This window comes from Nonomuraea sp. NPDC049725 (genome assembly GCF_040674795.1).
Classification (GTDB): Bacteria; Actinomycetota; Actinomycetes; order Streptosporangiales; family Streptosporangiaceae; genus Nonomuraea; species Nonomuraea ceibae.
The window spans coordinates 232,442-254,830 of record NZ_JBFANJ010000010.1; the positions used below are offsets into that span (position 1 = coordinate 232,442).

General features: G+C 72.3%; 23 protein-coding genes and 1 tRNA gene. 9 read left to right on the forward strand and 15 right to left on the reverse strand.

The window, feature by feature from the left end; translation table 11 throughout:
* Positions 1-56 precede the first annotated feature (56 nt).
* On the forward strand, positions 57-797 hold the full coding sequence (locus tag AB0J53_RS26455; protein ID WP_364176918.1) for a hypothetical protein: 741 nt from the start codon (positions 57-59) through the stop codon (positions 795-797).
* A 27-nt stretch (positions 798-824) separates the two neighbouring features.
* Positions 825-2,798, forward strand: coding sequence for a hypothetical protein (locus AB0J53_RS26460; RefSeq protein WP_364176921.1), 1,974 nt, complete (start codon positions 825-827; stop codon positions 2,796-2,798).
* Here AB0J53_RS26460 and AB0J53_RS26465 read toward each other — a convergent pair.
* Positions 2,795-3,217 carry a DUF6292 family protein gene (locus tag AB0J53_RS26465; RefSeq protein WP_308125750.1) on the reverse strand — a complete coding sequence of 141 codons (423 nt, stop codon included), beginning with the start codon at positions 3,215-3,217 and terminating at the stop codon, positions 2,795-2,797. The genes AB0J53_RS26460 and AB0J53_RS26465 overlap by 4 nt on opposite strands.
* A 157-nt stretch (positions 3,218-3,374) precedes the next feature.
* Between AB0J53_RS26465 and AB0J53_RS26470 the strand changes: the two genes are divergently transcribed.
* Together AB0J53_RS26470 and AB0J53_RS26475 are read left to right on the forward strand one after the other, a co-directional pair.
* Positions 3,375-3,500, forward strand: a complete 126-nt coding sequence (locus AB0J53_RS26470; RefSeq protein WP_281426989.1) for a hypothetical protein — start codon at positions 3,375-3,377, stop codon at positions 3,498-3,500.
* Between the two features lie 10 nt (positions 3,501-3,510).
* Complete coding sequence (locus tag AB0J53_RS26475) at positions 3,511-3,945, forward strand: DUF2269 family protein (protein WP_219505036.1); 435 nt, start codon at positions 3,511-3,513, stop codon at positions 3,943-3,945.
* On the opposite strand, the gene AB0J53_RS26480 is transcribed toward AB0J53_RS26475, so the two are convergent.
* Positions 3,942-5,081 (reverse strand): cystathionine gamma-synthase, encoded by a 1,140-nt coding sequence (locus tag AB0J53_RS26480; RefSeq protein WP_364176930.1) that lies wholly within the window; start codon positions 5,079-5,081, stop codon positions 3,942-3,944. The genes AB0J53_RS26475 and AB0J53_RS26480 overlap by 4 nt on opposite strands.
* A complete protein-coding gene (locus AB0J53_RS26485; RefSeq protein WP_219505040.1) occupies positions 5,078-5,272 on the reverse strand; it encodes a hypothetical protein in 195 nt (64 codons plus the stop codon). The genes AB0J53_RS26480 and AB0J53_RS26485 overlap by 4 nt, the downstream gene beginning before the upstream one ends.
* Before the next feature lie 119 nt (positions 5,273-5,391).
* On the opposite strand from AB0J53_RS26485, the gene AB0J53_RS26490 reads away from it, so the two are divergent.
* Positions 5,392-6,528, forward strand: coding sequence for a histidine kinase (locus tag AB0J53_RS26490; RefSeq protein ID WP_364176933.1), 1,137 nt, complete (start codon positions 5,392-5,394; stop codon positions 6,526-6,528).
* 10 nt (positions 6,529-6,538) lie between these two features.
* On the opposite strand, the gene AB0J53_RS26495 is transcribed toward AB0J53_RS26490, so the two are convergent.
* Positions 6,539-9,592, reverse strand: coding sequence for a BTAD domain-containing putative transcriptional regulator (locus AB0J53_RS26495; protein WP_364176936.1), 3,054 nt, complete (start codon positions 9,590-9,592; stop codon positions 6,539-6,541).
* 62 nt (positions 9,593-9,654) lie between these two features.
* Between AB0J53_RS26495 and AB0J53_RS26500 the strand changes: the two genes are divergently transcribed.
* A complete protein-coding gene (locus AB0J53_RS26500; RefSeq protein ID WP_219505044.1) occupies positions 9,655-10,512 on the forward strand; it encodes an NAD(P)-binding domain-containing protein in 858 nt (285 codons plus the stop codon).
* Here the strand turns inward: AB0J53_RS26500 and AB0J53_RS26505 are convergent.
* A complete protein-coding gene (locus AB0J53_RS26505) occupies positions 10,509-11,879 on the reverse strand; it encodes a cystathionine beta-synthase (protein ID WP_219505045.1) in 1,371 nt (456 codons plus the stop codon). The genes AB0J53_RS26500 and AB0J53_RS26505 overlap by 4 nt on opposite strands.
* Before the next feature lie 124 nt (positions 11,880-12,003).
* On the opposite strand from AB0J53_RS26505, the gene AB0J53_RS26510 reads away from it, so the two are divergent.
* From AB0J53_RS26510 to AB0J53_RS26520, 3 genes are all read left to right on the forward strand, one after another.
* Positions 12,004-12,987 (forward strand): SGNH/GDSL hydrolase family protein, encoded by a 984-nt coding sequence (locus AB0J53_RS26510; RefSeq protein WP_364176941.1) that lies wholly within the window; start codon positions 12,004-12,006, stop codon positions 12,985-12,987.
* A 60-nt stretch (positions 12,988-13,047) separates the two neighbouring features.
* Entirely contained in the window at positions 13,048-14,388 is a 1,341-nt protein-coding gene (locus AB0J53_RS26515; RefSeq protein ID WP_364176944.1) for a PQQ-binding-like beta-propeller repeat protein, read from the forward strand.
* A gap of 113 nt (positions 14,389-14,501) precedes the next feature.
* Positions 14,502-15,719 carry an acetyl-CoA C-acetyltransferase gene (locus tag AB0J53_RS26520; protein ID WP_364176947.1) on the forward strand — a complete coding sequence of 406 codons (1,218 nt, stop codon included), beginning with the start codon at positions 14,502-14,504 and terminating at the stop codon, positions 15,717-15,719.
* Positions 15,720-15,771: 52 nt separating this feature from the next.
* On the opposite strand, the gene AB0J53_RS26525 is transcribed toward AB0J53_RS26520, so the two are convergent.
* The 10 genes from AB0J53_RS26525 to AB0J53_RS26570 form a co-directional block, all read right to left on the reverse strand.
* Positions 15,772-16,182: a PPOX class F420-dependent oxidoreductase gene (locus tag AB0J53_RS26525; RefSeq protein ID WP_364176950.1), complete on the reverse strand. Its 411-nt coding sequence runs from the start codon at positions 16,180-16,182 to the stop codon at positions 15,772-15,774.
* A 114-nt stretch (positions 16,183-16,296) separates the two neighbouring features.
* Positions 16,297-16,530, reverse strand: a complete 234-nt coding sequence (locus AB0J53_RS26530; RefSeq protein ID WP_357586258.1) for a DUF4287 domain-containing protein — start codon at positions 16,528-16,530, stop codon at positions 16,297-16,299.
* A gap of 164 nt (positions 16,531-16,694) precedes the next feature.
* Complete coding sequence (locus tag AB0J53_RS26535; protein ID WP_364176953.1) at positions 16,695-17,483, reverse strand: Bax inhibitor-1/YccA family protein; 789 nt, start codon at positions 17,481-17,483, stop codon at positions 16,695-16,697.
* Between the two features lie 168 nt (positions 17,484-17,651).
* Positions 17,652-17,724: transfer RNA gene (locus tag AB0J53_RS26540), tRNA-Leu, on the reverse strand.
* 49 nt (positions 17,725-17,773) lie between these two features.
* On the reverse strand, positions 17,774-18,298 hold the full coding sequence (locus AB0J53_RS26545; protein WP_364176956.1) for a peptide deformylase: 525 nt from the start codon (positions 18,296-18,298) through the stop codon (positions 17,774-17,776).
* Positions 18,295-18,807, reverse strand: a complete 513-nt coding sequence (locus AB0J53_RS26550) for an ACT domain-containing protein (protein ID WP_219505053.1) — start codon at positions 18,805-18,807, stop codon at positions 18,295-18,297. The genes AB0J53_RS26545 and AB0J53_RS26550 overlap by 4 nt, the downstream gene beginning before the upstream one ends.
* A 78-nt stretch (positions 18,808-18,885) precedes the next feature.
* Entirely contained in the window at positions 18,886-20,202 is a 1,317-nt protein-coding gene (locus AB0J53_RS26555) for an NAD(P)/FAD-dependent oxidoreductase (protein WP_364176959.1), read from the reverse strand.
* A 91-nt stretch (positions 20,203-20,293) separates the two neighbouring features.
* Positions 20,294-21,088 (reverse strand): uracil-DNA glycosylase, encoded by a 795-nt coding sequence (locus AB0J53_RS26560; protein ID WP_364176962.1) that lies wholly within the window; start codon positions 21,086-21,088, stop codon positions 20,294-20,296.
* An 18-nt stretch (positions 21,089-21,106) separates the two neighbouring features.
* Positions 21,107-22,015 (reverse strand): hypothetical protein, encoded by a 909-nt coding sequence (locus tag AB0J53_RS26565; RefSeq protein ID WP_364176965.1) that lies wholly within the window; start codon positions 22,013-22,015, stop codon positions 21,107-21,109.
* Positions 22,008-22,337, reverse strand: coding sequence for a PadR family transcriptional regulator (locus AB0J53_RS26570; protein ID WP_219505061.1), 330 nt, complete (start codon positions 22,335-22,337; stop codon positions 22,008-22,010). Before AB0J53_RS26570 ends, AB0J53_RS26565 begins: the two co-directional genes overlap by 8 nt.
* Between the last annotated feature and the right edge of the window lie 52 nt (positions 22,338-22,389).

Consider the following 22,389-nt stretch of genomic DNA (forward strand, 5'->3'; position numbering starts at 1 on the left):
GGCGGTTCCGCACGTCGTATTGGACGACTGACCGTTTCGTCCGGGGGGAACCGCCCATGCGACTGCTCGCCAGCGCCACCACCGCCCTCGCCCTGTGCGCCCTGAGCGCCTACGCCACCCCCGCCTCGGCGGAGACCTCTCCTCAGGTCGTGTACGGCTACGCCTGGTCCGACGGCGCCGGCCACCTGCGCATCCTGCCGCAGTCGGCCACGGCCGTCCGCAAGAGCTACCGGCTCAAGGCCATCCGGGGGGCCAAGGAGCTGCGCCTCGGCTACACCAAGGCCGCCTACCTGCGCGTCGCGGTCGCCTGCGGCCTGAAGGAGACCGAGGGCCGGGTCGCGCTCGACGCCAAGAACTTCGGCCGGACCCGGTGCGGGGCCGCCGACCTGTCCGACAGCCTCGCGTCCGGCCCCGTCGCGGTGCGCGTCCACCACTCCGGCGGCCAGGCGGTCAAGGTCACCGAGTTCCTGCCGTACCCGTCGAAGCTCAGCGTCGTGCGCGGCACGGTCAAGCGGGCCGGGGACCGGACACTGCTGTTCACCAGGGGCGGCACGACCGTCAAGCTCGGCTACACGCACGCGCTCGCCTTCAGCCGCGTCACCTCCCGGTGCGGCGCGGGCTGGCTCACCGGCAGGCCGGTCAACGCCGACCGCGACGGCCTGGGCACCAAGCACTGCGGCGCGGGTGACTTCAACGCGGCGCTGAAGAAGCTGCGCCACCCGGTGCTGGTCCAGATCGACTATCAGCCGCGCAGCGGCCAGGTGTTCCAGGTGTGGGAGGTGTTCGGCGACGCATAGCAGGGCATCTCGGGTTAGCGTGGGTGCGTGACGGCCTACCGCTATGGCGAGTACCACGATGGCCCCGACCCCCTGGCCCCGCCGTACGACGTGCGCGCGGCACTCGACGAGATGGGCGACGCCATCCTGTCCGGTTCCACGCCCGTCCACGCCCTGCGCGACCTGCTCAAGCGCGGCCTGCCGGGCGCCCAGGACCGGCGCGGCCTGGACGACATGCTCAGGGAGGTCCGGCGGCGCCGCCGCGACCTGCGTGAGAGCGGCAGGCTCGACGGCACGCTGGAGAAGGCCAGGGCGCTGCTGGACAAGGCCATCGGGCAGGAGCGCGCCGAGCTGTTCCCCGACCCGGCCGACGACGCCCGGCTGCGCGAGGCCGAGCTCGACGCGCTGCCGGACGACACGGCCGGGGCCATCCAGGAGCTGAGCACCTACCAGTGGCGCTCGGAGGCGGCCAGGCAGACCTTCGAGGAGCTGCGCGACCTGCTGCGGCGCGAGGTGCTGGACGCCCAGTTCAGGGGGCTGCGCGAGGCGCTGGCGAACCCCGACCCGGCGGCGATGGAACGGGTCCGCCAGATGATGGCCGACCTGAACGACATGCTGGAGAAGGACGCCCGTGGCGAGCACACGCAGGCGGAATTCGACTCCTTCATGGCGAAATATGGTGACCTCTTTCCGGAGAAGCCGCGCAACCTCGACGAGCTCGTCGACATCCTCGCCCGGCGGGCCGCCGCCACCCAGCGCATGCTCGCCTCGATGACCCCGCGCCAGCGCGAGGAACTCGGCAACCTCATGAGCCAGACCCTCGACCAGGCCGGGCTCGCCGACCAGATGCGGCGGCTCGGCGAGGCCCTGTACGCGCGCCGCCCCGACCTCGCCTGGGACGCCACCGAACGGCTGACCGGCGAGGAGCCCCTGGGCATGGGCGACGCCGTCACCGCCCTGGAGGAGCTGGCCGACCTCAGCGGGCTGGAGAGCGCGCTGCGCCAGGACTACCCCGGGGCCCGGCTCGACGACATCGACGAGGCCGCCGTGCGCCGCGCCCTCGGCCGCTCGGCGGTCGACGACCTCGAAGCGCTCAAGCGCATCGAACGGGAGCTGGAGGAGCAGGGCTACCTGCTGCGCCGCCGTGGCAAGCTGGAGCTCACGCCCAAGGCGGTGCGGCGGCTCGGCGAGACCGCGCTGCGCCGCGTCTTCTCCTCGCTCGACGCCGGCCGCCGCGGCGACCACGACCAGCACGACGCGGGCTCGGCGGGCGAGCTCACCGGGTCGTCCCGGCCGTGGCGCTTCGGCGACGAGCAGCCCGTCGACGTCGTCCGCACCCTGGTCAACGCCGTCCGCGCCGGCGGCCTGCGTACGGACCCGGCAGGCGGAGGGCGTACGGCGGTGAAGCTGTCCGTGGACGACTTCGAGGTGGCCGAGACCGAGCGGCGCAGCGCCGCCGCCGTCTGCCTGCTCGTCGACCTGTCCTACTCGATGGCCCTGCGCGGCACCTGGGCCGCCGCCAAGCAGACCGCGCTCGCCCTGCAGGCCCTGGTCGCCTCCAAGTTCCCGCAGGACGCCGTGCAGATCATCGGCTTCTCCAACTACGCCCGCGTGCTGCAGCCCGACGAGCTGGCCGGGCTCGACTGGGACATGGTCCAGGGCACCAACCTGCACCACGCGCTGCTGATCGCCGGGCGGCACCTCGACCGCCACCCCGACTTCGAGCCCGTCGTGCTCGTCGTCACCGACGGCGAGCCGACCGCGCACCTGCTGCGCAACGGCCGCTCGGCGTTCGAGTGGCCGCCCTCGCCGGAGACGCTGGAGCTCACGCTGGCCGAGGTCGACAAGATGACCAGGCGCCGGGCCACGATCAACGTCTTCATGCTGGCCGGGGACGACCGGCTCAAGGAGTTCGTCGACGAGGTGGCGCGGCGCAACGGCGGGCGCGTCTTCTCGCCCAGCGCCGACCGGCTCGGCGAGTACGTGGTGAGCGACTTCCTGCGGGTGCGCCGGGCGCGTTAAGCCTCGACGAGCCGCGCGTAGAAGTCGAGCGCGACGTCGAACCCGTCACGGCAGTTGCGGTGCGAGCGGTAGCAGGGACGCCAGGCGCTGCTCGCGCCCACCCCGGCGCGGGCGTCGGCGAGCGCCGCGGGCACCCGCTCCGGCCGGGGCAGCAGCCCGCCGCCGAGATAGCGGACGCCGGACAGCTCCGTGTGCTGACCCGGGGCCCCGGAGACGAAGCGGCCCAGCCGCCATCCGCTCTCCTCGTCCCACACCAGCGCGGCGCCGTCGGCGAGCCTGACGGTCGCCTCACGCGGCTCGCACGGGCCCTCCCACCAGCCGTCGGCCTCGGCGCCGAGCAGCCCGACGACCCGGCGCACGTAGCAGACCGGCTGCTGCAGCCACTCGTCGGAATACGGCTCGACGTGCTTGATGGCCACGGACGGCACCCCCTTGTGCCCAAACGGTAAGGAAAGACCAGCGGCCATCCACCTTACCCGGGGCGAACTTATTCCGTTGCCAAGCCGTCTAGTCATTACGGACGATATTTACGTCCGGCGGATTCACATCCGGCAGGGGGGAAAGGAGGGGTGTCCCATGCTCGCCATGATTGTCCTGATCCTGGTGATGGTCGTCACCATCGCCGTCACCGAGCTCATCATGCTCGGCTCCCCTGACGGCAAAGAGAGTGTCGAGTCCCCCACCGAGATCGTCGGCGACTAGTCTCTTCCGCATGACGGACCTGCTTCTGTGGCTGCACATCGGTTTCGCGATCTTCACGATCGGGCCGATCACCGCCGCCACCCACGCCGCGCCGCGCGCGATCCGTACGAAGAACGTGCCCGTCGTCCGCACCATCCAGCGCATGACCAGGATCTACAGCGTGGGCTCGCTGGGCGTGCTGGTCTTCGGCATCGTGCTCGGCGTGGTGATGGGCGGCGGGCTGCTCGGCGCCTGGTACATGACGGCGTCGATGACGCTGTTCATCGTCGCCATCGTGCTGCTCGTCATCGTCGACCGCGACCTGCGCGGCGCCGTCCAGGCCCTGGAGAGCGAGGCCGCGGACGACGACGCGAAGGTGCAGGTCGGCCGGATCGCCGCCATCAGCGGCCTGCTGACCGTGATCTGGCTGGTGATCCTCTTCCTGATGGTCGTGCCGGGCAGCTAGCCGAGCGCCCGCGTCAGGTCGGCGAGCAGGTCGTCGATCGTCTCGATGCCGACCGACAGGCGCACCAGGTCGCCGGGCACCTCCAGGGGCGAGCCCGCCGCCGAGGCGTGCGTCATCCGGCCCGGGTGCTCGATGAGCGACTCCACGCCGCCCAGCGACTCGCCGAGCGTGAACAGCTCGGTCCGGTCGCAGATCGCGACGGCCTCCTCCTCACCGCCCGCCACCCGGAACGACACCATGCCGCCGAACCGCTTCATCTGCTTGGCGGCGACCTCGTGGCCGGGGTGCTCGCCCAGCCCCGGATAGAGCACCTGCGTCACGCGCGGGTGCGCGAGCAGCAGGTCGACGACCCGCTCGGCGTTGTCGCAGTGGCGGTCCATCCGCACGCCCAGCGTCTTGAGCCCGCGCAGCGTCAGCCAGGCGTCGAACGGCCCGGCCACCGCGCCCATCGCGTTCTGGTGGTAGGCGAGCTCGTCGCCGAGCCCCCGGTCGCGGGCGATCAGCGCACCGCCGACGACGTCGGAGTGGCCGCCCACGTACTTGGTCGTCGAGTGCACGACCACGTCCGCGCCCAGCGAGAGCGGCTGCTGGAGGTACGGCGAGGCGAAGGTGTTGTCGACGACCAGGAGCGAGCCGTTGTCGTGGGCGAGCTGGGCGAGCGCGGCGATGTCGGCGATGCCGAGCAGCGGGTTGGTCGGCGTCTCGACCCACACGACCCGCGTCTTCTGCGTCATCGCCGCGGCCACCGCGTCGAGGTCGCCCAGCGGGACCGGGTCGTAGTGCAGGTCCCAGCGCTCGTTCACCTTGGCGAACAGCCGATAGGTGCCGCCGTAGGCGTCGTTGGGGATGATCACGTGATCCTGGGGCTTGCACACAGCGCGCAGCAGCGTGTCCTCGGCGGCCAGCCCGGAGGCGAACGCCAGCCCGCGCGCCCCGCCCTCCACGGCGGCCAGCGCCTCTTCCAGGGCGGTCCTGGTCGGGTTGGCCGACCTGCTGTACTCGTAGCCGGAGCGCAGGCCGCCCACGCCGTCCTGCTTGTAGGTGGACGTGGCGTATATCGGGGGCACCACGGCGCCGGTCAGGGGGTCAGGCTCCTGACCTGCGTGGATCGCCAGGGTTTCGAAACCGTTGGTCATACGGCCACGGTAACGGACGCGGCGCGCCGTTCCTCCTCCCGCTCCTGGGGTGGGGCGACGTGGATGTGCCTGCCGCTCTGCCCCTGGGCTTCCTCGCCGTTGATGCGCGACAGCAGGACCGGGTCCGACAGCGCCAGCAGCACCCCGATGACCAGCCCCACACCCAGCAGTACGAATCCGATGAAGACCATGCCTCCATGCTGCGCCGCGCGCCCCCGCCGCCACCTCGGCTGAAGGGCCGGTCCCTCGGCCCCGGGGTCGGCCGATCGGTCGATACGAGCTGTCCGACTTGCGGCTTAGGCTCAAGGCCGTGGGGGAATCCAAACGCGCCGTCTACTGGATCCGCCGGCTGAGCGAGATCGCGATGCTCGGCTGGCTGGGCATGATGCTCATGCTCGACCTGGTCATCGCCGTCGGCGCGGGCGGGCTGCAGTTCCTCGCCGTGCTGTGCGGCGTGGCCGGCATCACCGCCGTGGTGCTGCGCCGCCGCTTCCGCATCGAGTCCTACGCCGCCCTGCTCGGCCTGTCGTTCCTGACCTCGCTGATCCTCTCGCTCGACGGCGTCCAGGGCGTGCCCGGCACCGCCGAGACCGGCGCGATGCTCATCCTGATCATCGGCGTGCTCCGCCACGTCGAACCCGTGCGCAACGCCGCCATCCTCGCCTGCGCCGGGCTGGTCGTCCTGATGGCCGAGACGATCTGGCGCTCCGGGGGCAACGAGGCGTTCGTCTTCTCCTTCATGCTGTTCGTCGGCTGGTCGACGGTCGCGGGCGCCGGCGGCTACCTGCGCTTCCAGCAGGAACGCCGCAACGAGGCCGTCCACTCCGTACGCCGCGCCGAACGGCTGGAGCTGGCCCGGGAGCTGCACGACCTGGTCGCCCACCACATCACCGGCATCGTCGTGCAGGCCCAGGCCGCCCGCACCGTCGCGCAGACCAGCCCGGACGCCGTCGTGCCCGCCCTCGACGCCATCGCATCCGCCGGCAGCGAGGCGCTCACCTCGATGCGCCGCATGGTCACGGTCCTGCGCGCGGAGGAGGCCTCGCGCACCCCCGGCACCTCGCTGGGCGACCTGCGGCTGCTCACCGAGCGGTTCTCGGCGGAGGGGCCGAAGGTCGCCTTCGAGATCGGGCCCGGGCTCGGCGACGGCACGCTGGCGCCCGAGGTGATCACGACGCTGCACCGGGTGCTGCTGGAGGCGCTCACCAACGTCCGCAAGCACGCGCCGCACACGCGGTGGATCGAGGCGTCGCTCAAGCGGTACGAGGCCGCCGTGGTGCTGCGGGTGCGCAACTACGGCTCCGCCGCCGACCCCCGCGTGGCCCGGCTGGGCGGCGGCTTCGGGCTGGTCGGCATGGCCGAGCGCGTCGAGGCCCTCGGCGGCCGCCTCCGCGCCGGCCCCACCCCCCAGGGCGCCTGGGAAGTCCTGGCCGAGTTCCCCACCTGAGCCCCGGGCCTCACGCCGTGCCTGGGGCGCGGGTGGCTCCGGTGGCGTGTGCCTGGCGGAAGCGGTCGTCGCCCAGCGCGGCCCGGGCCGTGGCGGTGATGCGGTCGACGTCGAAGCGCTCCCCCGCGGCCAGCGGCGTGCCGACCGACCGCCTGAGGGCTGCGGCCTCGCCGAGCAGCTCGGCGGCCCGTACGGCGTCGCCCGCCAGGGCCTCGGCCCCGGCCAGCCCTTCGAGCGCCAGCGCGACCGCCCGCGGGTCGCCCGACGCCCGCGCCGCCGCGTGGCCCGCCCGCTGCCGGGCCGCCGCCGTCTCCGCGTCGCCGCGCTGCTCGGCCGCAAACCCCAGCTCCGCCAGCACGAACGCGATCCCCGGCGTCCCGCGCACCTCCTCCAGCCAGCCGAGCCAGGGCAGCAGCAGCGCCTCGGCCTCCGCGTGGCGTCCGCGCCGCCGGGCGCTCATGGCCAGCCCGAGCACGGCGTGCTCCTCGGCCGACTTGTACGACTGCTCCACGGCCAGCCTGCGGGCCCGCTCGTGGTAGTCGTCGGCCCGCGCGTAGTCGCCCTCCAGCAGCGCCACCCGGCCCACCGCCGACAGCCGGAACGCCACCTCGAACCCGAGCTCCTCGGCCAGCTCCAGCGCCTCCTCCCGCAGCCGGGCGGCCTCGGCGTAGTCGCCGCGCATCTCGGCCAGCCGGTCGAGCGCGTCCATGGCCTCGATGCGCCCCCACCCGTCGCCCAGCTCGCGGAAGATCGCCAGGCTGCGCTCGCCGTCGCGCCGCATCGCGTCCAGGTCGGAGCGCACGGCCGCGAGCTTGGCCCGTAGCTGGAGCGCCGCCGCGACGCCCCAGCGGTCGCCGAGCTCCTCGAACGCGCGCAGCGCCCGCTCCACGGCCTCCTCGTGCGCCCGCTGGTCGCCGTACGCCCAGCGCACCTGCGCCGGGAGCCAGTCGGCCAGCGCCCGCCCCGCCCGGTCGAGCCCGTCGCGGCGGATGGCGGGCGCCGACTCCCCGATGGCGAGCGTCATCCCGGCCAGCCACACGGACGCCACCGCCGCCTCCCGTTCCTGCTCCGGCCCGGCGCCGGGCGGCGTGGCGGCCAGCGCGGCGGCGATGGACCTGCGTGCCTCGCCGAGCCTGCCGCGCAGGAACCAGTACCAGGCCAGCGCGTTGACCAGCCGCAACGGCCGGGGCCCGGCTAGTGCGAGCCGGAAGTTGGCCGCCTCCCGGTCGAGCCGGTCCAGCCATTCGCGCTGGCGGCTCCCCCGCAGCTCGGCCCGTTCGGCGAGGGCCGTGTAGTAGCGCGCGTGCCGCTCGCGGATCGTCTCCTGCTCCCCGGCCTCCCGCAGCCGCTCGGCGCAGTAGGCGGCCACGGACTCCAGCAGCCCGTAGCGCGGCCCCGGCGTGACGAGCGACCGGTCGACCAGCCGGGCGAGCGCGTCGAGCACGTCCACGCCCGGCTCCGCGCACACCTCCTCGGCCGCCTCCAGCGTGCACCCGTCGGCGTGCGCGGCCAGCCGGCGCAGCACGATCCGCTCGTGCTCGGGCAGCAGCTCCCAGCTCCAGTCGAGGGTCGCCCGCAGGGTCCGCTGCCGGGCGGGCGCGTCGCGCATGCCGGCGGTCAGCACCCGGAACCGGTCGTCCAGCCGGTGGGCCACCTCCTCCACGCCGAGCGCCCGCACCCGCGTGGCGGCCAGCTCCAGGGCGAGCGGGATGCCGTCGAGCCGCCGGCAGATCGTGGCGACGGCGGGCCCGGCCTCGATCCCGGCCCGCGCCGTGAACAGGCGCACCGCCGCCGCCTCGGTGAGCGGCTGTACGACGCGGACGACCTCGCCGGTGACGCCGAGCGGCTCCTGGGCCGTGGCCAGCACGCGCAGCCCCGGCGCGGCCCGCAGCAGCGCGGACACCACCTCGGCGGCCTGCTGGACCAGGTGCTCGCAGTTGTCCGCCACCAGCAGCGCGTGCTTGCCCGCCAGCGCCCCGGCCAGCCGTTCCACCAGCCCGGCCGCGCCGTCGTCGCGCACGCCCAGCGTGGCGGCCAACGCCTCGCCCACGTCGGCGGCCCCGGCCAGCTCCACCAGCCACACCTCCCCGGCCGTCGGCGGCCGTACGCCCCGGGCGGTCTCCAGGGCGAGGCGCGTCTTCCCCACCCCGCCGGGCCCGGTCAGCGTCACCAGCCGGTGGGCGGCCAGCAGCCCGGCGACCTCGGCCACCTCCGCGTCCCGCCCGATCAGGTCCCCCATCGGAGCGGGCAGGTTCCCCCGCCCGGGCGGTCCGGCGGCGGGGCCCGGTTCGCGCGCGGCCGGCCCGCGTCCCGTTGACGGGGCCGTGCGGGCCGTGCCGTCGGCTTCGGAGGGGAGGGCGGGGTCCTGGCGGAGGACGGCCTGGTAGAGGGCCGAGAGAGCGGGTGAGGGGTCCACACCGAGCTCGTCGGCCAGGCGTTCGCGCAGCGCGGTGAACGCGGCCAGCGCCTCGCCCTGCCGCCCGCCCCGGTAGAGGCTGCGCATGTGGGCGGCGACGAGCCGTTCGCGCAACGGGTGCGCGGCGACGAGCCCGCCCAGGTCGACGCGTGCCCCGAGCGCGAGCCGTACCTCCGCCTGCTCCTCCAGCGCCGTGAGGCGCAGCTCCTCCAGGCGGGCGATCTCCGCCTGGAGGAACCCGTCGTCGGCGAAGTCGGCGTACGCGGCCCCCCGCCACAGGCCGAGCGCCTCGTCGAGCTGCGCGGCGCGCTCCTCGGCCCCGGCGGCCTGCCGCAGGCACAGCTCGCGGAAGCGGTCGGCGTCGACGTCGGCGGCGGCGAGCCGGTAGCCGGCGGGCCCGTGCACGACGAGCCGGGGGTCGCCGAGCGCGCGGCGGAGCTGGGAGACCCGGGCCTGGAGGGTGCCGGCGGGGTTGCGCGGCGGCCGTTCGCCCCACAGGTCGTCGACGAGCCGGTCCACCGGCACGGGCGCGCCGCCGTGGACGAGCAGGTCGGCGAGCAGCGCCCGGACCTTGGCCTCGGGCACGCGTACCGTGCCGCCGTCGTCGTCCCACACGGCCAGCGGGCCGAGCACCCCGAATCGCACCACGTCAGTGCCAACCCGTAGCGGACCGGAAGGAATTCCGAAGCGCCTGCGGTCAGGGTGAACCCATGAGTGAAGTGACGATGATCGGCCTCGGGCCGATGGGCGCGACGATGGCCGAGACGTTCCTGGCCGCGGGCCATGACGTGACGGTGTGGAACCGTACGGCGAGCAAGGCGGACCCGCTGGTGGCCCGGGGGGCCAAGTGGGCGGACTCGCCGGTGACGGGCGAGCTGCTGGTGGTGAGCCAGATCAGCTATCAGGCGATGTACGACAGCTTCGGCGACGCCAGGCTGGACGGGAAGGTGGTGGTCAATCTCTCCTCGGACACGCCGCAGGCGTTGCGGGAGGCGGCCGAGTGGGTGGCCGGGCGGGGCGGCACGCTGGTGACGGGCGGGATCATGGTGCCGCCGCCCGGCATCGGCAAGCCCGGCGCGTACGCCTTCTACAGCGGCCCCAAGCCGATCCTCGACCGGCACGCGAGCACGCTGGAGGCGCTGTCGGAGGTCACGTACGTGGGCCACGACCAGGGTCTGGCGATGATGTACTACCAGGCGCAGCTGCTGGTCTTCTGGTCGTCGCTGACGAGCTACATGCACGCGATGGCGCTGCTGCGCACGGCCGGGGTGGCGCCGTCAGAGTTCGTGCCGTTCGCCCGGGAGACGTTCACCGGCCTGGGCTCCGACGGGCCGATGGGCTTCGCGAAGATCCTGGCCGAGGAGTTCGAGGCCGGCGTCTACCCGGGCGAGCTGAACAGCCTGCACATGCAGGCCGAGGGGCTCGGCCACGCCGTGGCGGCGCTGGAGGACGCAGGGCTGGAGACCACGGTGCCGCAGGCCCTGCGCCGGCTGTTCCAGCGCGCCGACGCCGAGGGGCGCGGCCATGAGGGCCTGGGCACCGTGATCAAGTCGATCATGAAGCCCTAACGGCCGGCCAGGAACGCGAGCAGGTCCTGCCGGGTGAGCAGCCCGGCGGGCTTGCCGTCCTCCAGCACCACGGCGGCGTCGGCCTTCTCCAGCACCTCGACCGCGCGGGACACGGGTTCGCCGCTGCCGATCATGGGCAGTGGCGACGACATGTGCTGCGAGATCAGGTCGTCGGAGGAGAGCTTGCCGTGGTAGAGGGCCTCCAGCAGGTCGCGCTCGACGATGGAGCCGACCACCTCGGCCGCCATGACGGGCGGCTCCTCCTTCATGACCGGGAGCTGCGACACCGAGTATTCGCGCATGATCGAGATGGCGGTGCCGACGGACTCGTGCGGGTGGGCGTGCACGAACTCCGGCAGCCCCGGCCCCTTGCGGGCGAGCACGTCGCCGACCCGGCCCTCCTCGGAGGCGGTGGTCAGGAAGCCGTAGTCGGCCATCCAGTCGTCGTTGAAGATCTTCGACAGGTAGCCGCGCCCGCCGTCGGGCAGCAGCACCACGACGGTGTCGTCGGGCCCGGCCTTGGCCGCCACCTGGAGCGCCGCGACCACGGCCATCCCGCACGAGCCGCCGACGAGCAGCCCCTCCTCGCGGGCGAGCCTGCGGGTCATGTTGAAGGAGTCGCGGTCGGACACCGCGATGATCTCGTCGCAGATGTCCGTGTCGTAGGTGGCCGGCCAGATGTCCTCGCCGACCCCCTCGACCAGGTACGGCCTGCCGGAGCCGCCCGAGTAGACGGAGCCCTCGGGGTCGGCGCCGATGATCCGGACGCGGCCGTCGGACACCTCCTTGAGGTAGCGGCCGGTGCCGCTGATCGTGCCACCGGTGCCGATGCCCGCGACGAAGTGCGTGATGCCGCCGTCGGTCTGCTCCCACAGCTCGGGGCCGGTGGAGTGGTAGTGGGACTCGGGGTTGTTGACGTTGGAGTACTGGTCGGGCTTCCAGGCGTTGGGAATCTCGCGGGCCAGCCGGTCGGAGACCGAGTAGTAGGACTCCGGGTGGTCGGGCGAGACCGCGGTCGGGCACACGACGACCTCCGCGCCGTAGGCCCGCAGGACGGAGATCTTGTCACCGGCGACCTTGTCCGGCACCACGAACAGGCACCGGTAGCCCTTCTGCTGGGCCACGATGGCCAGGCCGACGCCGGTGTTGCCCGAGGTCGGCTCGACGATCACGCCGCCGGGGCGAAGCTCGCCGGACGCCTCGGCGGCCTCGATCATGCGGACCGCGATCCGGTCCTTGACCGATCCGCCGGGGTTGAAATATTCGACCTTGGCGAGCACCTGGGCCGGCAACCCCGCCGAGACCTTGTGCAGCCGGACGAGCGGAGTGTTGCCCATCAGCTCGACCAGGGAATCATAAACGCGCACCGAGGTGTTCACCTTCTTTACCGAAGCTTGGTCAGCTGGTCCGGGGCCGAGATCCCGTACGGTTGGCAGGCCCTCGGCTAGTTTCATGCAAACGCTACCGCCGAGTTCGGTTGGGAGGACACACGTGGTCTGGCCAGCGGGCATGGCGCGTGCGGCGCGCAGGATCGCGACAGCCGCCGCGCTGGGGGGAGGAGGCCTGACGGCGCTCGGCGCGACCGCCTACGGCCTGCTGATCGCGGAGGGCATGCTGGCCCGCAAGACGATCGGGCGCCCGCACGGCATGGACGGCCCGTTCTCCGACGGCGACTACGGCGATTTCCCCGGTGAGCCGCTCAAGCTGGCCATGCTCGGCGACTCCACCTCTGTCGGCCTGGGCCTCACCGATCCGGGCAAGACCCCCGGGGTGCTGATCGCGTGCGGCCTCGCCGCCGTCGCCGAGCGTCCGGTACGGTTGCGCGTCGTCGGCAAGTCGGGCGCGGCCTCGGCCGAGCTGGCCGAGCAGGTGGACGCCGCGCTCGAACTCCGACCCGACGTGGCCGTGATCTTCGTGGGCGCCAACGACGTCATCACCCAGACCTCGCCCGCCACCGCCGTGCGTCATCTGACCAAGGCCGTCAGGCGGCTGCGTGAGGCCGGGGCCGAGGTGGTCGTCGGCACCTGCCCCGACCTGGGCACGGTCCGGCCCATCGCGCAGCCGCTGCGCTGGGTGGCGCGGCGGTGGAGCCGCCAGATCGCCGCCGCCCAGACGGTCGGCGTGGTCGACGCGGGCGGCCGTACGGTGGCGTTCGCCGACCTCCTCGGCGAGGAATTCCACGCAAATCCGGGCGAAATGTTCGGACCGGATCGTTTCCATCCATCTGACCGAGGTTACGCCCAGGCCGCTTACGCGGTGCTACCTTCTGTATGCGCCGCGCTAGGACTGTGGCCCGAGCCTCGGCCCGCGCACGGCGAAGGACTGCAACCGATCTACCTTGCGGCGGCCACGGCCGCGGAGGAGCCCGGCACCGAGGTTTCCGCGACCCGGGTCGACGGGCGGGCCAGCGGCACCCACGGCAAGTGGGCCAACCTGTTCCGCCGTCGCCTCGGGGAGGGGCTGAACGACGCCTGAACCCGGTCACCCTCCGAGCCGGGGCCGTCACTCGTCGTCCACCTTTGGAGTGAATTGCCCGTGCTCCGGCCTCTCGCGAAACCGGCTCTCGCCCTCGCCGGAACCCTGGCCCTGGCCGGCTGTTCCAACAGCGACGCAGCCACAGCCAGCTTCCCGACCTGGCACAACAACGAGATCAACGCCGTCAGCCGGATGGCCGCCGCCGGCGGGGTGGTCACCGCCACCGCCATGAAGCCCGACGGCACGCTGGAGACCGTCACCCTCGACCAGGCCAGCGGCAGGAAACTCTGGGCCCACCCCGCCACCATGGCGGGCCGCCTGCCCGGCATGGGCGTCTCGCCCCCCGCCCTCGTCGACACCGGCAAGGGCGCCGTCATCGCCGCACTCGACCCCGCCAAGAAGGGCCGCTGGAACGCCACCCTCGTCACCCGCGACGCCCGCACCGGCAAGCAGCTGTGGACCCGGCCCATCCACTCCACCTTCGGCCCCCAGCGCTGCGGCCCCTACCTCTGCCTGTCGGAGCACACCGCCCTGTCCAAGGCCCGCGTCGTCGTCCTCGACCCCGCCACCGGCAAGCTCATGTGGAAGCTGCCCGGCATCGCCGAGGTCGAATGGTCCGACGCGAGCCGGGTCCTCATGCTCCGGCTCGCCGCCAACCCCATGATCGAGTCGTACGACCTCAAGACCGGCAAGCTCCAGTGGCAGCAGCCGATCGAGCAGGCGCTCGGCCCCGGCATCGACATGTCCGGCGGCTGGGCGTTCGGCTCGACCGGCGACAACCTGATCGGCTACGTCGCCCCCTACACCAACCCCAAGACGAAGAAGGTCTCGGCGTTCGGGCTGTTCTCGATCAAGATCGGCGACGGCACGATCAACTGGATGCGGCCCTCCGTCGTGCGCGTCTACCCCTCGGGCAGCCCCGGCTTCGCCCCCGTCGTCCGGCCCGTCGACCAGCAGGGCGCCTACGGCGGCTTCGCCCGGCTCGACTCCGAGACCGGCCGCGTCGTCGGCCAGATCACCGCCTCCGACGTGCCCGGCTCCGGCTGGTGGCTGGCCTTCCCCAGCCGGATGGAGAAGCTCGGCTTCCTCAAGCACGGCCACAAGGGGTCCGCCTTCGACCTCGTCACCGGCAAGTCCGTCCCCGTCGACGACCAGCGCGGCTGGTCCTTCTGCGTCACCGACCCCAAGCCCCTCCCGCTGCGCGGCCAGGCCCCGGGCTTCTACTCCACGGCCGCGCTGTGCGAGTACGACCTGGCCACCGGCAAGCGCGTGCGCGGCGCGGCCACCCCGCCCGCCTGGTACACCGGCAGCCAGGACGGCTGGCGGCTCTGGCGCGACGAGAAGGGCCACGTCCACGCCACCAACGACCGCACCGCCACCGCCCCCGGCATGTACGGCTGACCTTCCCGCACGGCCCCTTGACGCCCCGCTCTCCGAAGAACCGGAGGGCGGGGCGTGATGACTCGGAGGTATTGGAATATAGTTCTAGTCACTGTGCTGACAAAGGAGGGGCCATGCCCGAGGCAGTCATCGTCGCAACCGCCCGCTCGCCCATCGGACGGGCCGGCAAGGGGTCGCTCAAGGAGATCCGCCCCGACGACCTGACCGTCCAGATGATCAAGGCCGCGCTCGCCAAGGTGCCCCAGCTCGACCCGGGGACGATCGACGACATCATGCTCGGCTGCGGCCTGCCCGGCGGCGAGCAGGGCTTCAACATGGCCCGCGTCGTGGCGGTGCTGCTCGGCCTGGACGGCGTGCCGGGCACCACGGTCACCCGCTACTGCTCCTCGTCGCTCCAGACGACGCGGATGGCGTACCACGCGATCAAGGCCGGCGAGGGCGACGTGTTCGTCTCGGCCGGCGTGGAGACGGTGTCGCGGTTCGCCAAGGGCAACTCCGACGCCTGGCCCGACACGATGAACCCGCTGTTCGGCGAGGCGCGGGCCAGGACGAAGGCGTTCGCCGAGGGCGGCCGCACCTGGCACGACCCGCGCGAGGACGGGACGGTCCCCGACATCTACGTGGCGATGGGCCAGACGGCGGAGAACCTGGCCCAGCTCAAGGGGATCAGCCGCAAGGAGCAGGACGAGTTCGGCGTGCGGTCGCAGAACCTGGCCGAGAAGGCGCTGGCCGACGGCTTCTGGCAGAAGGACATCACGCCGGTGACGCTGCCCGACGGCACCGTGGTGAGCAAGGACGACGGCCCGCGCGCCGGCACCACGTACGAGAAGGTGGCGGCGCTGCAGCCGGTCTTCCGCCCCGACGGCACGGTCACGGCGGGCAACTGCTGCGCGCTCAACGACGGCGCGGCGGCGGTCGTGGTGATGAGCGACGTGAAGGCGGCCGAGCTGGGCATCACGCCGCTGGCCCGGATCGTGTCGACGGGCGTCACGGGCCTGTCGCCGGAGATCATGGGGCTCGGCCCGGTGGAGGCGAGCAAGCAGGCGCTGGCGCGCGCCGGCATGGCGATCGAGGACGTCGACCTGGTCGAGATCAACGAGGCGTTCGCCGCCCAGGTGATCCCGTCCTACCAGGACCTGGGCATCGACCTGGACCGCCTCAACGTCAACGGCGGCGCGATCGCCGTCGGTCACCCGTTCGGCATGACGGGCGCCCGCATCACCTCCACGCTGATCAACAGCCTCCAGCACCACGACAAGAGCATCGGCCTGGAGACGATGTGCGTGGGCGGCGGCCAGGGCATGGCGATGATCCTGGAGCGCCTGAGCTGATCCGTCCGGCGGGCATCCTCGCGGCGCCCGCCGGATCTCCGGTACGCGACGGTCAGCGGTGGACGTCGGGGCCGGCCCGGTCCAGGGTGATGCGCATGATGACGCGGCGCTCGCGCCTCATCGCCTCGCGGTAGTCGTCCCAGTCGGGGTGCTCGCCGGAGATGCCCCGGTAGTAGGCGACCAGGTCGTCCATGGCCTCCGGCAGCGAGACGATCTCGGCGGTGCCTTCGACCTGCACCCATTCGCCGAAGAAGCCGTCGGTGAAGGCGCAGACGGCGACCTTGGGGTCGCGGCGGGCGTTGCGCGTCTTGGCGGCGGCCTCCCGGGTGCTGACGACGACACGCCCGGCGTCGTCGACCCCCACGACCACCGGCGACATCTGCGGGCGTCCGTCGGCGTGCGTGGTCAGGAGGATGGCCCGGTGGTTGCGGGTCAGGAAGTCACGTGCTCTGTCGAGATCCATGCGGCCATGATCGCGTGCTCGCTTCCGTGGGTGCCAGCACGCGCGGCCGTGTCATGGGTCCGCGTCATGAGTCCGCGCCCGTGCGGGGCACGGGCGCGGGTCGACGGGGAGGGCTTAGATGAAGCCCATGCGGTTACGGCGGTGCCGCTCGTGTTCGTGCACGATCGCGGCGGCGTAGCCGTGGGTCAGCCCGTGCTCGTCGGCGAGCCAGTTGGCCCGCTCGTCGCACCTCAGGAATGCCGGGCCGTTGTCGATGGCTTGGAACCACTCGGGGAGTTCGCGTCCCGTGATGGCAGGGACTCTGGCGATGAGCTTGGTCTGCGTCTCCGGTGAGTGGTTCAAGGACATGGGCACCTCCACGGATTAAGGCCTTTTGTTGACACTGCAACACAGGCAGAGATATGGCAAGGCCCCAAGCCCGGAGGATCTTGTCACGGCGGGTAGATTTCCGGTCGCGCAGCGAAAGGGCCCCGCCGGTCACCGGCGGGGCCCTTTCCGTGACGGTCCGGGGGTCAGTCGCTACTGGTGAAGTAGGACAGGAACCGGAGCACCTCCAGGTAGATCCAGACCAGGCTCAGCGTGAGGCCGAAGGCGCACTGCCAGGCGAACTTCTCCGGGGCGCCCTGCTTGACGCCCTGCTCGATGGCGTCGAAGTCGAGGAGCAGGAAGAAGCAGCCGAGCAGGATCATCGCGGCGCTGAACACGTAGCCGAGCGGGCCGGCCTCGCGCAGCCCGAGCCCGCCGTCGACGAAGAGGCCGGCCAGCAGGTTGACCAGGACCAGGCCGAGTGCGGCGATCGCGGCGGCGACCACGAACTTGACCATCTTGGGGGTGACGCGGACGATGCGCAGCGTGTAGACGGCCAGCATGCCGGCGAACGCCATCGCGGTGCCGAGGACCGCCTGCACCACGATGCCGCTGATCGCGCCCTCGAAGACCCGGCTGAGCGCGCCGAGGAAGACGCCTTCGAAGACGGCGTAGCCGAGGATCAGCGCCGGGTTGGTGCTCTGCTTGAACGAGGCGATGAGGCCGAGCACCAGCGCGACGATGGCCGCGCCGATGGCCACGCCCATGGACACGTTGAAATACCACGCCGCGCCGGCCGCCACGACGAGCGCGCCCAGCGTCATGAAGCCGCGGACCACGACGTCGTCGATCGTCATCGTGCGGAAGGCCGGGGGCGCCGGCGGGGTGTACGACGGAGCGTCGTACATGTGCTGCAGCTGGTCGGGGGTCGGCGCCTGGCCGCCCCAGCCGGTCTGCTGCCGCGATCTGCTGAATACGGGGTTCTTGCTCTCCATCGCTGCCTCCTGTGCGCCGAGCCTATGGGACCGGACGGCACCTAGGTCAACTCGCGCTCGGATCTATGTAGTTTCGAGACTTCAGCCGGGAGGTCAACGAACGCCGCGCCGCGGAAGTTCCCAGGCCGCCGCGGCCGAAAAAGAAGCATTTCCCATGGTAGAAGCCGGTGCCCCCGGCGGGATTCGAACCCGCACGTCAACCCTTTTAAGGGGTTTGCCTCTGCCATTGGGCTACGGGGGCGCCGCAATCATACGAAACGGACCATGCTTCCGAGGAGCACAACTTCGCATCAGGCGTCACAAGTGTGAAGTCTGCGGTGAAGTGATAGGGCTCCAGACACTCTGTCCAGGAAGAGTACGCCGTCCAGATGGTCCAGTTGGTGCTGAATACACCGAGCTTCGAATGCATCCGCTTCGATGGTGACGGGCTTCCCGGTTCCTGGCAAACGCCCATGTACGGTGATACGCGACGCTCGCCGTACATCTCCTAAAAGGCCCGCTATGGAGGCGCAGCCCTCGCGGCCGCGGTCCCAGTGGGACGCCCCCGTGAGGCGAGGGTTGACGATGACGAGCTCCCCGGCCGACGAACGGCTCCGAGGGTGGCGGCCGGCGTCGAAGGCGATCAGCCGCCAGCTCAGGCCGATCTGGGGAGCCGCCAGGCCGGTCCTGGCGGGCTCGTGACGCAGCGTGGCGAGGAGGTCGGCCGCGGCGGCGACGACCTCGGGGGCGGTGGGGTCGACCTGTTCGGCGGGCGACGACAGCAGCGGGTGCGGGGCGCCGAGGAGCGTACGGGCGGTCCCCGGCCGTACGTTCACAGCAGGTCCGGTTCGACGGGACGGAAGGTGATCTCCGAGTCGAGGCCCGCGCCGACGTTGGCCAGCCTGCGCATGAGCGCGGCCACGTCCACCTTCTCCGGCAGCTCGACGTCGGCGATGAGCACGTACAGGCGGCCGGACAGGCGGGTGCTCATGCCGGTGATGTTGCCGCCGTCGGCGGCCAGCACGGCGCTGATCGCCGAGATGATCCCCGGCCGGTCGGGGCCGTGCACGGTGAGCACGTAGCCGATCCCGTTGGTGTGGGCGCGGAAGTAGCGCCTGGCCTCGACGGCGGAGGCGGTCACCACCGCGTCGGGCACGCACAGCCTCTCCAGCAGGTCGTCGGAGCTGAGGTCGCCGGAGACGAGCAGCATCATCGCGACGTGGCCGCCGAGCAGCGTCATCGTCGAGTCGTGGATGTTCGCCCCGCAGTCGGCGAGAGCGCCGGTGACCTCGGCGATCACGCCTGGCCTGTCGACGCCGAGCACGGTCACCGCTGATAGCCCCACCGGCGGCACCCCTTTCTAGTTCCGTCAGCGGGTGCCGAAACGCCCCGGCGGGACCGCCGGGGCGCTGCCGTGCCTGGGCTAGCGTCGCATGGTGGCGACGGCTGCCCTGAACCCCTCGCGCGGGTGCTCCATCTCACCCAGCGAGATCGTCTCGCGCTTGAAGAACAGGGCCAGGGTCCAGTCGACGACGACACGGACCTTGCGGTTCAGCGTAGGCACCCGCGACAGATGGTAGGTGCGGTGCATGAACCACGCAGGGAATCCGCGAAGCTTGACGCCGTAGACGTTCGCGACGCCCTGGTGCAGACCGAGACCGGCGACCGATCCGACGTACTTGTGGCGGTAATCGACCAGTTCCTGCCCGCGAAGGTGGCGGACGATGTTGTCGCCGAGCACCTTCGCCTGACGGACGGCGTGCTGGGCGTTGGGCGCGCAGTACTGGCCGGGGTTGGTCACGTCGGGCACGCCGGCCGCGTCACCGGCGGCGAACGCGTCGCGGGTGCCGGCGAGCGTGAGCTTGGTCGTGGTCTTCAGCCGGCCGCGCTCGTCGAGCGGCAGGTCGCTGTCGGCGACGACCGGGCTGGGCTTGACGCCCGCGGTCCACACCAGCGTCTCGGCCTCGAATTCCGAGCCGTCGCTGAGCACCACGTGACCGCCGACGCACGACTCGAGCCGGGTGTCCAGCTTGACGTCGATGCCGCGCTCGCGGAGCTGCTCCAGCGTCCACTTGCCCATCTCCGGCCCCACCTCGGGCAGCACCCGGTTGGTGGCCTCGACGAGCACCCAGCGGATGTCCGAAGGCTTGATGTTGCGGTAGTAGCGGGTCGAGTGCTTGGCCATGTCCTCCAGCTCGGCCAGCGCCTCGACGCCGGCGAAGCCCGCCCCGACCACCACGAACGTCAGCGCCCTGCGGCGCACCTCCGGGTCCTCGGTCGACTCGGCCACGTCGAGCAGGTGCAGCACCCGGTTGCGCAGCGCGATGGCCTCGCCCACGGTCTTGAAGCCGATGCCGATGTCGGTCAGCCCGGGGATGGGCAGCGTGCGCGAGATCGAGCCCGCGGCCATGACGACGACGTCGTAGGCGACCTCACGCGGCGCGCCCTCGGCGGGCTGGAAGGTGACCGTGCGGGCCGCGTGGTCGACCTTGGTCACCCGGCCGTTGAGGATGCTCACCTTGGGCAGCACCCGACGCAGCGGGGCGACCATGTGCCGGGGCGACAGGTTGCCCGCCGCCGCCTCCGGCAGGAACGGCTGGTAGGTCATGTAGGACTGGGGGTCGATGATCGTGATGCGGACCTCGCCGGCGCGCAGCTCCCGGGAGAGCTTGCGCTGCAGACGCAGTGCCGTGTAGAGACCGACGTAACCGCCGCCGACGATCAAGATGTGCTTGTTCATGGCCCCATCCCTCGATGGATAGCTTGTGAAAGCATTCACAAGCTTACGCCACGCTTATCCGCGAAGGCCAACGCGGGGATGGTGCAACGCGTCACACCGAGAGCTCGACCGCCCGCGCGAAGATCCCGTCGAGCATGTCGGCCGTCACCCTGCCGGTGAACGTGTTCTGCTGGCTCGGGTGGTAGCAGCCCAGCAGCGTCACGGGCGCGCTCCCGTACGTGACCTCGACCTCGGCGCCGTGCCCGAACGGCGGCCTGCTGCGCGGCAGCGCGTAGCCCGCCTCCCGCAGCGCCGGCCACATCGCCTGCCAGGCGTAGCCGCCGAGCGCGACGACCACCCGCACGCTGCCGGCCACCATCGCGATCTCACGGGCCATCCACGGGAAGCAGGCGGCCTTCTCCTCCGGCAGCGGCTTGTTCGCGGGCGGCGCGCACCGCACCGACGCCAGCATCCGCGTCCCGACCAGCTTCTGCCCGTCACCGGCGTACGTGCTCGTCGCCTGCACCGCCAGCCCGGTGCGGTGCAGCGAGGCGAACAGCCAGTCGCCGCTGCGGTCGCCGGTGAAGATCCGGCCGGTCCTGTTGCCGCCGTGCGCGGCCGGGGCCAGGCCGACGAGCAGGATCCGCGGGTGCTCCTCGCCCCACCCGGCGATGGGCCGCCCCCAGTAGGTCTCGTCCGCGAACGCCCGCCGCTTGACGTCGGCCACCTCCTCGCGCCAGGCCACCAGGCGCGGGCAGGCCCGGCAGACCGACTGCCGGGCGGTGAGGTCGGCCAGGTCGCGGCTGGAGTCGGCCAGCGCGCGCACGTCCGCCGGGCCGGCGGCCACGGGCGTGGCGGGGGTCGCGGGGTCGTCAGGCCAGCCGGTGCCGGGAGGTACGTAGCTCATGACACCGATGGTGCCCGATCAGCGCGGCTCGGACGTCGCGCAGGCCGACGGCGCGGGCACCACGTCGGCCTTGCCGCCTTCCAGCTCGCGCAGCCGCCTGGCCTCGGCCTCCTCGGCGGTCACCAGGGGCAGCGGGTAGCGGTTGCGGATCACGTCGCCGCACGCCGGGTCGATCTCCAGGCCGTGCTCCTCCGGCGACAGCACGAGCGGCCTGCCGTCCTGGTCGTAGACGTCCACGCCCACGAGCGCCTTGCCGTCCTTGTAGAGCCGGATGTTGGTGACGGCGGCGGTGAACGGCGATCCCGAGCCGACCAGCACGACATCGGGCCGCACCGACTGCGGCAGCGGGGAGAACGCCTGCTCCGGGACGGGCGCGGCGCCCGCGAGCACCCCCGCCAGCAGCGCCACCGCGGCCGCCGCGTTGACGGCGACGGCCAGCGAGAGGACCGGCCACCCCCCGCGGCGCCGCCCGAACCACACCGACGCCGCCACGGCCACGGCGACCACCAGGATCTCGACGACACCGCCCGGCACGAGCCCGGGGCCCTCGGCCGCCGGGCCCGGATTGAGCGCCAGCGCCGCCATGCCCAGCGCGTAGCCCCGCAGCACCCACCAGCCCGGCCGCAGCTCCCGCAGGAAGCCCGTGGCGCCCCCGTAGAGCCTGTGCCGCCGCACCCGGGCCACGAACCCTGCGGCCATCTCACGCGGCCTCCTGCGGCCGCTGACGGCCTCGGGGCGGCCCGCGTAGGCGGCCCGGAGCTCCTCGGCGTAGGCGCCGGGCGGGCCGAGCCGGTCCTCCAGCGACGCGTCCGACTCGGCGGCGATCTCCGCCAGATGGTCGTCCAGGTCCTCCAGCAGTTCCTCGCGCTCGGGATGGCGTGCCAGAGCCTCGCGCACGGCCCGCGCGTAAGCATCGTGATCAGTCATGCGGCCCCTCCTTCAACAGGGAGTCCATGGTGGCGGCGAACGAGGTCCAGGTCGCCGCCGACGAGGCGAGCTGCCGGCGTCCGGCGTCGTTGAGCCCGTAGTACTTGCGGTGCGGCCCCTCGTCGGAGGCGACCACGTACGAGGTCAGCGCGCCCGCCTTGAACAGGCGGCGCAGCGTGCCGTAGACGGACGCGTCGCCGACCTCGGTGAGCCCGGCCTCCCTGAGGCGGCGGACGACGTCGTAGCCATAGCCGTCGCGGTCGTCGAGCACCGCCAGGACGGCCAGGTCGAGCACGCCCTTGAGCAACTGGCTGCTATCCACGCCATGCACACTACTGTGCAAAGCGTAATAGTGGCAAAAGGAAAACCGGGCG

Bases quoted from the DNA above. Each gene is read 5' to 3' on its own strand.
- AB0J53_RS26455 (WP_364176918.1), top strand. From the start codon at position 57: ATGCGACTGCTCGCCAGCGCCACCACCGCCCTCGCCCTGTGCGCCCTG.
- AB0J53_RS26470 (WP_281426989.1), top strand. From the start codon at position 3,375: ATGCTCGCCATGATTGTCCTGATCCTGGTGATGGTCGTCACCATCGCC.
- AB0J53_RS26475 (WP_219505036.1), top strand. From the start codon at position 3,511: ATGACGGACCTGCTTCTGTGGCTGCACATCGGTTTCGCGATCTTCACG.
- AB0J53_RS26480 (WP_364176930.1), bottom strand. From the start codon at position 5,081: ATGACCAACGGTTTCGAAACCCTGGCGATCCACGCAGGTCAGGAGCCT.
- AB0J53_RS26485 (WP_219505040.1), bottom strand. From the start codon at position 5,272: ATGGTCTTCATCGGATTCGTACTGCTGGGTGTGGGGCTGGTCATCGGG.
- AB0J53_RS26500 (WP_219505044.1), top strand. From the start codon at position 9,655: ATGAGTGAAGTGACGATGATCGGCCTCGGGCCGATGGGCGCGACGATG.
- AB0J53_RS26520 (WP_364176947.1), top strand. From the start codon at position 14,502: ATGCCCGAGGCAGTCATCGTCGCAACCGCCCGCTCGCCCATCGGACGG.
- AB0J53_RS26525 (WP_364176950.1), bottom strand. From the start codon at position 16,182: ATGGATCTCGACAGAGCACGTGACTTCCTGACCCGCAACCACCGGGCC.
- AB0J53_RS26530 (WP_357586258.1), bottom strand. From the start codon at position 16,530: ATGTCCTTGAACCACTCACCGGAGACGCAGACCAAGCTCATCGCCAGA.
- AB0J53_RS26535 (WP_364176953.1), bottom strand. From the start codon at position 17,483: ATGGAGAGCAAGAACCCCGTATTCAGCAGATCGCGGCAGCAGACCGGC.
- AB0J53_RS26555 (WP_364176959.1), bottom strand. From the start codon at position 20,202: ATGAACAAGCACATCTTGATCGTCGGCGGCGGTTACGTCGGTCTCTAC.
- AB0J53_RS26560 (WP_364176962.1), bottom strand. From the start codon at position 21,088: ATGAGCTACGTACCTCCCGGCACCGGCTGGCCTGACGACCCCGCGACC.
- AB0J53_RS26565 (WP_364176965.1), bottom strand. From the start codon at position 22,015: ATGACTGATCACGATGCTTACGCGCGGGCCGTGCGCGAGGCTCTGGCA.